We start from the raw sequence: 12,048 nt of genomic DNA, 5'->3' as shown, positions 1-12,048 counted from the left end.
GTCACTTGAGACGCCGCCGATAAAATCACCGCCGCAGGGTTAGTGCCTTGTGTTTATTATCTTAAGAAGGTGCCTCAAGGCATCGACCCTGCGGACGTCCATTTATTTGGGCACGAGGTAAATGTTGGCTTTCATTTAAAAAAAGTCGGGGCAGTTCGCAGGGTAAGTGTATCTTTATTCCGCATTCCCCAGACGCGTCATTGCCCGACGTGATCGGGCTACCCATGCGGTGAATTTACAGTGGAAGTTAATATGACGACTTTAACGCTTACGCGCCATATCGATCACCCGATCAAGCCGGGTGATGACGATGTGAGTTCAAAGGGCCTAAATATCCTTTTGCGGACAGATAAGGAATTTCTCGCCTGTGGTTTTGGCGAAATATCTGGCGACGATATCAGCGTCCAAAGCTTCAGTGAGTGAAATTTCATCCGTATAGTGACTTGCAAATGTTGTTTTTAATTCCTTGGCCACTCGCATGCGAAGCTTATTCCCTGCTTCCATACCAATCTTGGCAAGGAAATTCGGAAGAAGCCACCCGCCAACCCCCCACGCCATGCCGTAACCACGCGTCAGCGTCGTCGGAGACACATCCAATCCGCCATAAAGGTAAACCTGCTTATGATGAATCGAGCCATAAATACTATAAGCGCCAGGCGTGCGCGCGGCGGCGCCTTCCATGGCGGTCAGGATTTGCGAGGCGAGTTGTCCGCCGCCCGTCGCGTCAAAGGCGAGCGTTGCGCCAGTGGCGTGAATCGCATCGGTGAGGTCGGTCATATAAGTCTCGCTGGAACTATTGACGATATATTTCGCGCCGAGGTCTTTTAGTATTTTGACTTGTTCTTCTCGGCGCACAATATTGACAAGATCAACCCCGTCAGCTTGGCAAATTTTATTGAGCATTTGTCCAAGGTTGGACGCGGCGGCGGTATGGACAAGGGCACTATGTCCCTCAAGCTTCATGGTCTCAACCATGGAGAGCGCCGTCAGTGGATTGACAAAACAAGAGGCGCCGTCTTTAGCGCTATGTTCCGGTAAAAGCGGCAAGCAGCTCATCGCGGGAACGGTGCAATATTCGGCATACATAGCGCCGGACAAAGCGGCGACGGTTTTCCCCATCAAGGCCTGGGCTTCCGGGCTGTCACCCGCGGCAATAACGGTGCCTGCACCTTCATTTCCGACGGGAAGATTCTGTCCGATACGGGCTTTCATAATAGCCATGCCTTGGGGCGTGACAGGGGCTTTCAAAACTGTGTCTGCACCGCTGCCGTTACTACTGGCGCTGCTCATATTAGACCAACCAAACATGACGCCTTGGTCGGACGGGTTAATCGGCGTGGCTTCGACGCGGATGACAACTTCATGGGCCTTTGGCGTTGGAAAGGGTTTCTCCACAAGCTCCATGCGCAGCTCAGCCTCCTCAGAGAGGGTGGACAGCATTTGGTGATAAGCAGTGGGTAAAGACATGAGGGCTCCGATAAGGGTTAAACGAAGCCATGGTTTAGCGGCTTATGGTCTAGTTTTAAAGGATAATCCTCTAAAGCTAAAAACCCTAAAGGCCAATAGAGCGGTAATGCAGCGCGATATCTTCGATAACCGTGTAGAAAGCGGCTGTTCGCATATCTTCAAGCTCGGGCTTTTCCTCAAGCGCAGCTTTGATATTGCCATAAGAGGCCCGCATGGTGTCATCGAGGCCGGCTCTCACGAGGTCAATTTCATCGGCCCCGTCAATATAGTCCTGTTTAAATTTCTTGGAAAACTTAATGCCCTTATCATTCAGTGCTTCCATCAAGGCACGTTGCTTGCCCTCTTGGTTGCGGCGTTGAAGGCGGCCAAAACGAATATGCCCGATATTTTTGACCCACTCGAAATAAGATACGGTCACGCCGCCCGCATTGGCGTAGAGGTCGGGGATAATAAAGATGCCTTTATCGCGCAGGATTTTATCGGCTTTAGCGGTCACTGGGCCATTCGCGGCCTCGATAATAACTTTAGCTTTAATCTTATGAGCGTTTTCGACATTGATTACACCTTCCATGGCGGCCGGAATAAGGATGTCACATTTTTCTTCAAGCGCATTTTTATTATCGCTCCATTCCCCGCCGCTAAACTCTTTCAGCGGCTCGCCGCTTTTCATATGTTGATACAGCTCTTCAATATTGATGCCTTTGGCATTGCGAATGACACCGCCGCGTTCAATGACCGTTGTCACTTTCGCGCCGTCTTCCTCGGACAGGAATTTGGCGGCGTGATAGCCCACATTACCGAGGCCTTGGATAACAACTTTCTTGCCATCAAGCTCACCGCGCAGACCGGCTTTCTTTTTGTCGTCCGCATGGCGGAAAAATTCTTGCAGCGCATATTGAACGCCGCGGCCCGTGGCTTCTGTGCGGCCTTCAATGCCGCCGAGGTGGACAGGCTTACCCGTAACGCAGGCAATATTATCAATATTGGTGTTATTCAGGCGGCGATATTCATCCATCATCCAAGCCATTTCACGCTCACCCGTTCCCATATCAGGAGCAGGAACATTGAGCGATGGATGGATCAGGTCGCGGCGCGCCAACTCAAATGTGAAGCGGCGCGTGATGCGTTCCAGTTCTTCTTCATTCCATTCTTTGGGATTTATGCAAAGACCGCCTTTGGAACCGCCAAATGGGACTTCGACCAAAGCGGTCTTAAAGGTCATCAGAGCTGCGAGGGCTTCGACTTCGTCTTGATTGACATCCAGCGAGTAACGAATGCCGCCTTTGACAGGTTCGCGGTGCTCTGAATGCACAGCACGGTAACCCGTAAAAGTATGCACTTCGCCGCGCAATTTAACGCCAAAACGCACAGTATAAGTTGCGTTACAGACGCGGATTTTCTCAATCATTTTGGGCGAGACATCCGTGAAGCTTGCAGCGCGGTTAAACATCAACTCAACGCTCTGGCGGAAATTGAGTTCTTTTTGAGAAGGTTGGGTCATGATCACTCTCTAAAACGGGAGATGTTTATAAGCTATAAGATTTATGGCGTTACGGCTAATGAAATAATAGGGGCAATATATGCCAAAGTTCTCCAAAGCCGCAGCAATAGATTCCTTAGACGGGTAAATGCTGAAGACTTCTTTAATGCGGCTTTAAACGCTTTTTCAGATTTATGGTTTAACAAGCTCTTTCGGTTAGAAAGGCGTGATGATGGCTGAATTATATGATCCTAGTAAAAACTATGACCAGCCAGAGGCTTATCCGCCGCAACAGTCTGCTTATCCGCAGGAGTATTCGGACGCGGGCACGAACCCATATGAAATATATAGTGCTGAAGCATATGCTGCGTCTGATAACATGTCAGCTCAAAGCGGCTTACAGCCCTATGTTGCGCAAAACTATCCTGAACAGACTTACGCATCTGCGGTGGAAAGCCCTGTTCCAAGCTGGGATGATTCCCGCGGACTGATGCAGCCGCAAACCCCGATTCATCACATGCCTCCGGCGCCAGTATTTGGTCTACCTCCGGGAAGTGACGGTTCGGCTCAAGAGGACGTGTCAGGCAAAAAGTCGTCCCCGATAAAAGGGGGCCGTAAAGCTAAAGTGCGCAAAGCCAAGGCGCGGGAAATAGAGGCGGCTTCAAACATAATTGAAACACCCGCAAATGAGGCGCCTAAAAAGGCGAAAAGATCAACAGTTCGCCCCTTTATAATGGGGATGGTCACGGGCATGGCCCTGTTTTTTGCCGGTAATTTTGTGATAACAAATGTGCTGCAAGACACAAGCTCACAAGACTTCAGAGATATTGAACGCCGTGCCATGCAATTACAGCGGCCCGATTTACCTCCGGCGGAGGCCAAGCCCATTAAACAGGCAAAAGCGCCCTAAAGTTAGAGTCAGCTATTTTTTCCAGCCTTACGATCACGTGCTTTTAAAAGGCGCAAGCGTAGGGCATTGATTTTGATGAAGCCCCCGGCATCGGCTTGATCATAGACATCGTCTTCTTCAAAGGTCACATGCTCTTGGCTGTAAAGTGAATATTCGGACTTACGCCCAACGATATCGACATTCCCTTTATAGAGTTTAAGGCGAACAGTTCCGGTAACAAGTTCTTGGGATTTATCAATCGCGGCCTGCAGCATTTCACGCTCGGGTGAATACCAATATCCATTATAAACCAGTTCGGCATATTTTGGCATAAGCTCATCTTTAAGATGGCTCGCACCTTTATCCATCGTGATTTGTTCAATACCGCGATGGGCCATTAAAAGGATCGTTCCGCCAGGCGTTTCGTAAACGCCGCGTGATTTCATGCCGACATAACGGTTCTCCAAAAGGTCCAAGCGGCCAATGCCATTCGTGCCGCCAAGCTCATTGAGCTTGGTCAATATCGTGGCGGGTGACATGTCCTCGCCGTCTATGGATACAGCGTCGCCGCGTTCAAAACCAATCTCGATAAAGGTGGCTTTATCCGGGGCGTCCTCAGGTGAAACCGTGCGCTGATAAATATAATCGGGCGCTTCTTGATAAGGGTCTTCGAGGACTTTTCCTTCTGAAGAGGTGTGCAGGAGGTTCGCATCAACAGAGAAGGGGGCTTCGCCGCGTTTATCTTTGGCAATTTCAATATTGTGTTTTTCTGCATATTCGATGAGTTTGTTCCGGGAGTTTAGATCCCATTCACGCCAAGGCGCGATGACTTTGATCTCAGGATCGAGCGCATAATAGCCAAGCTCAAAACGAACTTGGTCGTTTCCTTTTCCCGTAGCGCCGTGACAGACGGCATCCGCGCCGACTTGATGCGCAATCTCAATTTGGCGTTTGGAAATGAGAGGCCGCGCAATAGAGGTGCCGAGCAGGTAAAGCCCTTCATAAAGGGCGTTCGCGCGAAACATGGGAAAGACAAAGTCCCGTACGAACTCCTCGCGTAGGTCGTCGATGAAAATCTCTTTAACCCCAGCAGCTTCGGCTTTGCGGCGGGCGGGTTCTAGCTCTTCACCTTGGCCCAGGTCAGCTGTGAAGGTGACAACTTCACAACCTTTCTCTTCCTGTAGCCATTTCAAAATAATTGAAGTGTCCAATCCGCCGGAATAGGCGAGGACGACTTTTTTAGGTGTGCTCATGATAGTCTCCGCAATTTGCGTGAGGCTATAGCCCAAAAGCGTTTACAAAAGATAGACTAATGACTAACACAGGCTCTATTATTCGGGGGGAGTACAGGGTTATGAAAAATATCTGTCATTTTATTGTTGTATGGTGCTTCGCGCTCTTATGTTTATGTGCTCCGCAAGCCTATGCCCAAGACAGTGCCGAACCAGCCGCGCCCGAAGCCGAACAGACGCTGCAAGTCCCGCAAAGTTCAAAGCCGGCTGATATTAAGAAGACGAACCCCGCTGTTGATTTAACAGATCCCGCTCTCGCGAAAGCTTTGGACGCGCGCGAGAAAGCAGACCGGGCCATTGCGAGGGCCCTGAGAGAACAACAGGAAAAAGCAGCCGCAGAAAGAGGGGAGGCCTCTGATACACCCAAAAAATCTCTGATACCCAAAAATGCTGAAGAGCTAAAAACAGCGCTTTTATCAATATGGAATGTTCTTTTTGAGAAACTGAAAAGCCCCTCATTTTTGGCACAAATAGGCGCGGTTATTGCGGCCTATTTCTTGTCCCCAATCATTTCGGGAGTGTTACGCAAGCGTATTTTTTTATTCCGTGACAAGCCTCAGGACGGCATAAAGCTGAAAGTTGTTCGTGACTATATTTACAGATTAAGAGATTTTCTAAGGGCGATATTATTGGTGGCGCTGTTGGCGGCATTCGCGGTCATACTAAAATCCGTGCCCATTGCAGGACAAGATTGGCTCGTTAAATTAGCTCAGGGTCTGGCAGTTGTTTTCTTGCTCTATAAGGCCATAAAAACATTCATCGGAAATGAATTAATCCGCAAACTAGCAACGTGGATTTTGATCCCCCTCGCTTTAATTATTGTCTTTGGATATTTTGATAATCTTTTAGGTGCTCTTAACGGGGCCGAGCTGATGACCATGGGCGATACGCCGATCACGGCTATGACCATGGTCAGGCTTGCCGTTTTTGGGGCGCTTTTCTTTTGGTTGGGCAATTTGTCTAACGCTAAAGGACAGACAGCTATTCGCGCACAAGAAAGTCTGGATATGAGCGTTCGCGAAATCGTTGCGAAGCTCTTTCAAATTTTCCTCTTTATCATTCTATTTGTACTCATCTTAAGTTTTGCAGGTATTCCTCTCTCTGGGCTTGTCGTAATCTTTTCAGCAGTTGGCTTGGGGATTGGTTTTGGCCTTCAGCCCATTGCGGCAAATTTTATTTCCGGGCTTATTATTTTATTCGATAGGACCGTTCAGGTCGGAGATTTTGTTGTTTTGCCGGATGGACAAGAAGGCCATGTTGAAGCGATCAATATGCGCTCGACAACGGTGGAGACGACAGACGGCAAAGACATCATGGTTCCGAACACTGTTTTCACCGAAAGTGCTTATGAAAATTGGACACATAAAGATCCGCGTCAACGCTATGAAGTTTATTTCACGGTCTCATTTGATACGGATATTGATAAGCTCGAAGACATTCTTATTCCGGCCATTTCAGAGCACAGAAGTGTCTTGCAAGAACCCGAGAAGCCTGACCTTGAGCTACGTGAATTTGGAGACTTTGGCATAAAATTCGCGATTGAGTTTTGGTGCTCCGGTATTGATGACGGGCCGAATAAATTTACCTCTGATCTGAATTTCATCGTCTGGCGCACGCTTAAAGCCCATAATGTCGAAATTCCGTTTCCGCAGCGTGTGGTTCGGATGGTTAAGTAGAGATCGGCGATGTCGGTTTTAAGCAAAGACATTAAAGCCGACAATAAGGCTGCGGCGGATTATAAGAAAGCTGCGCGAACACTTTTTGCAAGGGCTGGCTCCTCGTCTAATTTTAATCATCTTCGCAAACGCTTAAAACGGCAGGTCATGGAAACGCTCTCCCGCTTTTCGATGATAGAGACAAATGCTAGATGGCTTGTCTGTTTATCGGGCGGAAAAGACAGCTATGCGCTCCTTGCTATTTTGCTTGATCTGAAAGCACAAGGTGATCTGCCCGTTGATTTATTGGCTTGTAATCTGGATCAAAAACAGCCTGACTTCCCTGCGCATATACTGCCCAGTTGGTTTGAGGGCCTTGGATTGCCGCACCGTATTGAAATGCGAGATACTTATTCCATAGTGACAGAAAAAGTTCCGGCAGGAAAAACTTATTGCTCTTTATGTTCACGTCTGCGGCGCGGAATTCTTTACCGCGTTGCAAGAGAAGAAGGCTGCAGTGCAATTGTCCTCGGCCATCACCGCGAGGACGCTTTGGCGACATTTATGATGAATATCACCAAGGGGGGTCGCTTGGCATCGATGCCCGGAAAGCTATTAAATGATGAGGGGAATGTCACGGTTCTGCGTCCCCTTATTGAGACAGCCGAGGGTGATTTGGCAAGGCTGACCGCCGCGCTGGGATGTCCGATTATTCCTTGTAATCTTTGCGGCTCCCAGGACGGCCTTCAAAGACAGCTTATGGCCAAGCGTTTGGAAGAGTGGGAGCAGCAAGCCCCCGGCACAAAGGCTAGTATGCTTAAAGCGCTTAGCCAAGTACGGCCCTCCCATTTATTGGACGGTGAGCTGTTTGATTTTGAAGGCATAACGCCGCAAGGTGATGATAAGGATGTGCCTTAACTATCAGGAGAGGGCGGCTACCAACTACCGCCTCCGCCGCCTCCGCTTCCGCCGCCCGAAAATCCGCCTCCGCTTGACCCCGATGAGAAGCCGCCTGAGCTTGAGGATTGACTGACGGGCGCAGCAGCCGCGACGCCAGCGGTCATCGCTGTAGCGAGAGCGTCTGACATTTTCCAAGGTACGCCGCCTTTGCTGTCAATTAGTGAGCCATGAGCATAGTTGGGTTCATAATTTTTCGCCTCAATCGGCAAGGTCGTTTCAAACTGTTTTGTCCACGGTTTTTCTGCGCCCAAGGCTACGGCATAAGGCATGAAGCGCTCATAAAGCTCAACTGTCATCATGGGCGGTCTGTCGCCTAACGGGTTGGCTGTATTGATACGGTCTTTTTCGGCTGTTTCCAGATAGAGTTTAAAACCATCAATTTCAGACGTGATTTGAGCACCTCTTTTTGTGGGTGCACGCAAGAGTATGAAAAACAAAATATTCATGGCCGCGATAGCGCCTAAAATTGCCAAAAATATAGGGCCACTGGTCGAAACGGGCTGGTTCATGACAAAGATAATTATGGCAATGCTGATAGCCATGCCCAAAAGGCCCCAACCCGCATTGGAGCGGTGATAGCTGCGGCCATAGTTTTTGCTTATGTAGCGTGTAAACTTTGAAACTTTTTTATAAAAGCTCGTATCTGTTGTTTTATCCATGACAATTTTACCGTCGCGGTTTCCGAAGAATAAATCTAAGAGATAACGCTCATCCTCCAAGAGCGCCGCGCTATCGCGGTTCATGAGCATAGATGTTAGTGTCGTTTTTTTCTTTGTGGCGTGAATGTCCAAAACGTCTTTCATTGACAGGCTCATTAAGGTGGATGTGAGCGCGTCCATTTTTTTAAAACCTTTATGATGAATGTGATGCACAGCTGCAGGGGAATACCCTTTTGGCGGTTCATAACGCGCAAAAACAGGAAGTTTCTGTGGGTCGCGGCCCACACGGCCCCACATGGTGATATAATAGACAAAGAGCCCCAAGCCGCCAAGCCCCAGCAGTATTGGGCCGCCTTTGCGTATCCAATTAAGCTGTTGAATGCGCTCAGCGCTCATAGGGTCAATAACGCCAGGGTTGATAGAGGCGGCAACACTCAAGCCTTCATTAGTTTGTAAGATTCGAGTCGTCTCAAAGCCCACAACATTATCACGCTTTTCGGCGGCGTAGTTAGACTCTGATGCTCCCCGCCGTCCTGTATAGGCGTATTGTTCAATAATTTCCGCACCTTTTGGGAATATGATTGTGGCTGAAGCTTTCTCGATGGGATATGGCCAGAAAGTTCCCGTGGCATTCCAATAAATTTCGTCTTTTACGGCGACACCCCCATCTAGATGGCGGCGGGCTTGATCTGAGACGCGGTATTTTATCTCATAATTATGCGTTCCATTTGGGAGATAAATATCGCGGTTCCCGATGCGCCACAGAACAGCCCCATCATTCGTTTGGCGAGAGAAGCTTTCACTTTTACCTTCGCGTTTTATGGATATGAGCTCATACTCATAATCTTGTTTAACGCCCATAAATTCATAATTAGCGTAAAGCTCTCTGAAAATACCACGGCGAGACTGCCCTGGCGCATCTTGAATTGTGATGTCCTCTGTAACCAAAAGGTCACCACTTTTATCGACGTCGATGGTTACATCGAAATTCGTAATACGTTCCTGCGCCCAAGCTGTGCTTGAAATTAAAACAGCAAAAAAGAAACTTAAAAAGAAACGCATCACGATGAAAATTCCACATCGGGTGCGGCGGCGTCCATGACATCTATTTCAAAATAGTCGCGCGTTTTAAATCCCATCGGCCCCGCGACGAGATTGGACGGTATGGTTTCAATCTTGGTGTTTAGTTCACGCACAGCGCCATTATAAAAACGGCGGGCCATTTCGATTTTATCCTCAGTATCAGAAAGCTCCTCTTGGAGCTCCAAAAAATTTCCGCTGGCTTTCAGATCCGGGTAATCCTCAGCCAAGGCCATGATGCGGCTGACGGGCTGCTTGAGGCGGCTTTCAGCAACGCCGCGCTCGCGTGGATTATTCCCGGCGGCGAGGGCTTGCATACGCTTGGCGGTGACATCTTCAAACAGTTTGCGCTCATGGGACGCGTAACCTTTGACGGTTGAAACAAGGCGCGGGATAAGATCAGCGCGGCGCTTTAATTGAACTTCAATGTCGCTCCAGCCATTTTCGCTCATTTGGCGAAGGCTCACGAGCTTGTTGAAAATAATAACAGCGCCGATCAACAGCGCCAAGATAATAGCCGGAATAATCAAAACCATAGGAACCCCTTTTGGGATTCAAGTTATGATTATTTAGGCGTTTTGGCAAATGGCAGTTTAAGGCTCCACCATAATTGTGAAGGGCTGGCGGATTGATGTTCTGACAAGCCGATGATCATGCCGTCATGACCCGCTTCAGGTTGGGCCTTATACGTTCCAAAAAGCTTGTCCCAAATTGAAAAATTAAATCCGAAGTTTTTATTGGTTTCACTTTCAATAACCGAATGATGTACGCGGTGCATATCGGGCGTCACAATAAAAACACGTAGCGCTTTATCGAGCCCGAGAGGGAGCTTTAAATTGGCGTGATTGAAAATGGCCGAAGCGTTGAGACATATTTCAAATATTAAGACGGCCAAAGCTGCCGGCCCTATAATAAGAACAACACCGCATTTATATATCATGGAGAGAATAATCTCGGCGGGGTGAAAGCGTACAGCAGAACTTGCGTCCAGATCGCGGTCTGTATGATGCACTTTGTGCAGTCGCCAAAATAGCGGCACGCGGTGACTGATGACGTGCTGAAGATAGATGGCAAAATCTAGCAGGATAAAGGCGAGCGTAATTTCAAACCATATTGGCCAGTCTGCAAAATTGAATAATCCGGCGCCTTTTTGATGGGCCCAAATTGCAGTGGCTATCGCCGTTATCGGGCCTAATATGCGCACAGCCAAACTGTCGATCACGGTAATGCCCAAATGGGTGAGCCATCGTCCTTGGCGAGGCAGGTTTCTTTGCCGTCTGGGGAAGAGCGCTTCGAGGGTTGAAAATAGAATTAAGGCGCCCGCAAAAATGCTCAGGCGCAGAACGGTTTCGCTCACATTAACAGCCCTTGAGGCGAGACGCGGCGCGGATCGAATTAATTTCTTTTTCCTGCTCAACCTCATAGGGGCGCAGATCAGGGCGGGATTGCCCGACATCTGCCAGATTCCGCTTCGAGGCATTTCGGCGCTCAAGCTCATTGATATCGCTATCTTGGAAAAGATCATATCGCGCGGAAGATTGCGTATAGCTGCGCTTTAAATCGGCGAGTTGCGCACAATCAAAACCGGCATAACGCTCCGGTTCGGCCCCTGCTGTTGCGCAAGCGGTCAGAAGCAGGGCCGTGATTAAAATGAGCTCGCGCATAATTCACCTTAGACTTTTATACGGGCCTAAGGTAACAAACATATGAAAATTAACACCTAAATTATTTGTGAGATTATGGCGTCCTCTGACCAGAACGGGAATAAACCTCTTTGTTTAATTACGGGCGCCTCTGCGGGTATTGGCGCAGCTATTGCCAAAGAATATGCTCTAAGAGGTTGGGATCTGGCGCTATGTGCAAGGCGGGAAGCGCCGATGGTCGCTCTTGCGACAGAGTTGAAACAAGAATACGGCACCACAAGTCATATCTTTGAAATTGATTTATTTGATCCCAACGCAACAGATAATTTAATTTCCCGGATGAGCGCTAAAGGGCTGCATATTGACGGGCTTGTGAATAATGCGGGGTATGGTCATCCTGGCGTCTATTTGGAAAGTGAATGGGACGACCACGCCAAATTTATTCAGCTCATGATGACAGCGCCATGTGAACTCGCGCGTAAGCTCGCGCCGGCTATGGTCGAAAACGGCTTTGGCCGTATCATCAATGTGGCATCTCTGGCCGGGCATATGCCAGGCTCCAAGGGGCATACATTATATGCGGCGGTAAAAAGCTTTCTGATTAAATTCTCACAAAGCCTGAATATGGAATTGGACGGCAGCGGGGTGCATGTCTCGGCGCTTTGTCCCGGCTTTACTTATACCGAATTTCACGATGTCAACGGCACGCGCGAGGCGATGAATAAACTTCCGGCCTATATGATGATGGAGGCGGATGAATGTGCCGAGATGGGCGTCGAAGCTTGCGAACGTAACCGCGCTGTCTTTGTGCCGGGCGGCGTGAATAAGACGATTGCGACCTTGGGCAAAGTGCTTCCTAACAGCATTGCGCAGAGCCTAATGGCAAAAAACTCTGAAAAGTTCAGAAAGATTGATTGATATGG

11 protein-coding genes are annotated in these 12,048 nt (G+C 48.8%); 4 read left to right on the top strand and 7 right to left on the bottom strand.

What is annotated here, in order from left to right; genetic code table 11:
• Positions 1-327 precede the first annotated feature (327 nt).
• Positions 328-1,467: a zinc-binding dehydrogenase gene (locus tag F569_RS0113535; protein ID WP_026942638.1), complete on the bottom strand. Its 1,140-nt coding sequence runs from the start codon at positions 1,465-1,467 to the stop codon at positions 328-330.
• Positions 1,468-1,552: 85 nt separating this feature from the next.
• A complete protein-coding gene (locus F569_RS0113530) occupies positions 1,553-2,968 on the bottom strand; it encodes a Glu/Leu/Phe/Val family dehydrogenase (protein ID WP_026942637.1) in 1,416 nt (471 codons plus the stop codon).
• Positions 2,969-3,176: 208 nt separating this feature from the next.
• Between F569_RS0113530 and F569_RS0113520 the strand changes: the two genes are divergently transcribed.
• On the top strand, positions 3,177-3,857 hold the full coding sequence (locus tag F569_RS0113520; RefSeq protein WP_154813751.1) for a hypothetical protein: 681 nt from the start codon (positions 3,177-3,179) through the stop codon (positions 3,855-3,857).
• Between the two features lie 8 nt (positions 3,858-3,865).
• Here F569_RS0113520 and F569_RS0113515 read toward each other — a convergent pair whose 3' ends face one another.
• Positions 3,866-5,089 (bottom strand): argininosuccinate synthase, encoded by a 1,224-nt coding sequence (locus F569_RS0113515; protein ID WP_026942634.1) that lies wholly within the window; start codon positions 5,087-5,089, stop codon positions 3,866-3,868.
• A 101-nt stretch (positions 5,090-5,190) separates the two neighbouring features.
• Here F569_RS0113515 and F569_RS0113510 point away from each other — a divergent pair, with 101 nt between their 5' ends.
• Together F569_RS0113510 and ttcA are read left to right on the top strand one after the other, a co-directional pair.
• Entirely contained in the window at positions 5,191-6,804 is a 1,614-nt protein-coding gene (locus F569_RS0113510) for a mechanosensitive ion channel family protein (protein WP_051279901.1), read from the top strand.
• A gap of 9 nt (positions 6,805-6,813) precedes the next feature.
• Positions 6,814-7,701, top strand: coding sequence for a tRNA 2-thiocytidine(32) synthetase TtcA (ttcA, locus tag F569_RS0113505; RefSeq protein ID WP_034388951.1), 888 nt, complete (start codon positions 6,814-6,816; stop codon positions 7,699-7,701).
• A gap of 17 nt (positions 7,702-7,718) precedes the next feature.
• Here ttcA and F569_RS0113500 read toward each other — a convergent pair whose 3' ends face one another.
• From F569_RS0113500 to F569_RS0113485, 4 genes are read right to left on the bottom strand one after another with little or no spacing between them, the layout of a single operon-like run.
• Entirely contained in the window at positions 7,719-9,464 is a 1,746-nt protein-coding gene (locus tag F569_RS0113500; protein ID WP_026942631.1) for a DUF2207 domain-containing protein, read from the bottom strand.
• Positions 9,464-10,018 (bottom strand): LemA family protein, encoded by a 555-nt coding sequence (locus F569_RS0113495; protein WP_026942630.1) that lies wholly within the window; start codon positions 10,016-10,018, stop codon positions 9,464-9,466. Before F569_RS0113495 ends, F569_RS0113500 begins: the two co-directional genes overlap by 1 nt.
• Positions 10,019-10,047: 29 nt before the next feature.
• A complete protein-coding gene (locus tag F569_RS0113490) occupies positions 10,048-10,839 on the bottom strand; it encodes a sterol desaturase family protein (protein ID WP_026942629.1) in 792 nt (263 codons plus the stop codon).
• A gap of 1 nt (position 10,840) precedes the next feature.
• Positions 10,841-11,146, bottom strand: coding sequence for a hypothetical protein (locus F569_RS0113485; RefSeq protein WP_026942628.1), 306 nt, complete (start codon positions 11,144-11,146; stop codon positions 10,841-10,843).
• A 75-nt stretch (positions 11,147-11,221) separates the two neighbouring features.
• Between F569_RS0113485 and F569_RS0113480 the strand changes: the two genes are divergently transcribed.
• A complete protein-coding gene (locus F569_RS0113480) occupies positions 11,222-12,043 on the top strand; it encodes an SDR family NAD(P)-dependent oxidoreductase (RefSeq protein WP_034388948.1) in 822 nt (273 codons plus the stop codon).
• Positions 12,044-12,048 lie beyond the last annotated feature (5 nt).

The sequence above is a fragment of the Hellea balneolensis DSM 19091 genome (assembly GCF_000428525.1).
Taxonomy (GTDB): Bacteria; Pseudomonadota; Alphaproteobacteria; order Caulobacterales; family Maricaulaceae; genus Hellea; species Hellea balneolensis.
The sequence above is the reverse complement of the archived record's forward strand: the minus strand, read 5'-3'. Positions and strand labels throughout refer to the sequence as shown.

What these genes read in the sequence shown, in the direction of transcription:
- F569_RS0113485 (WP_026942628.1), bottom strand. Translation starts at nt 11,146, where the DNA reads ATGCGCGAGCTCATTTTAATCACGGCCCTGCTTCTGACCGCTTGCGCA.
- F569_RS0113495 (WP_026942630.1), bottom strand. Translation starts at nt 10,018, where the DNA reads ATGGTTTTGATTATTCCGGCTATTATCTTGGCGCTGTTGATCGGCGCT.
- F569_RS0113480 (WP_034388948.1), top strand. Translation starts at nt 11,222, where the DNA reads ATGGCGTCCTCTGACCAGAACGGGAATAAACCTCTTTGTTTAATTACG.
- F569_RS0113515 (WP_026942634.1), bottom strand. Translation starts at nt 5,089, where the DNA reads ATGAGCACACCTAAAAAAGTCGTCCTCGCCTATTCCGGCGGATTGGAC.
- F569_RS0113500 (WP_026942631.1), bottom strand. Translation starts at nt 9,464, where the DNA reads ATGCGTTTCTTTTTAAGTTTCTTTTTTGCTGTTTTAATTTCAAGCACA.
- F569_RS0113530 (WP_026942637.1), bottom strand. Translation starts at nt 2,968, where the DNA reads ATGACCCAACCTTCTCAAAAAGAACTCAATTTCCGCCAGAGCGTTGAG.
- F569_RS0113510 (WP_051279901.1), top strand. Translation starts at nt 5,191, where the DNA reads ATGAAAAATATCTGTCATTTTATTGTTGTATGGTGCTTCGCGCTCTTA.
- F569_RS0113520 (WP_154813751.1), top strand. Translation starts at nt 3,177, where the DNA reads ATGATGGCTGAATTATATGATCCTAGTAAAAACTATGACCAGCCAGAG.
- ttcA (WP_034388951.1), top strand. Translation starts at nt 6,814, where the DNA reads ATGTCGGTTTTAAGCAAAGACATTAAAGCCGACAATAAGGCTGCGGCG.
- F569_RS0113535 (WP_026942638.1), bottom strand. Translation starts at nt 1,467, where the DNA reads ATGTCTTTACCCACTGCTTATCACCAAATGCTGTCCACCCTCTCTGAG.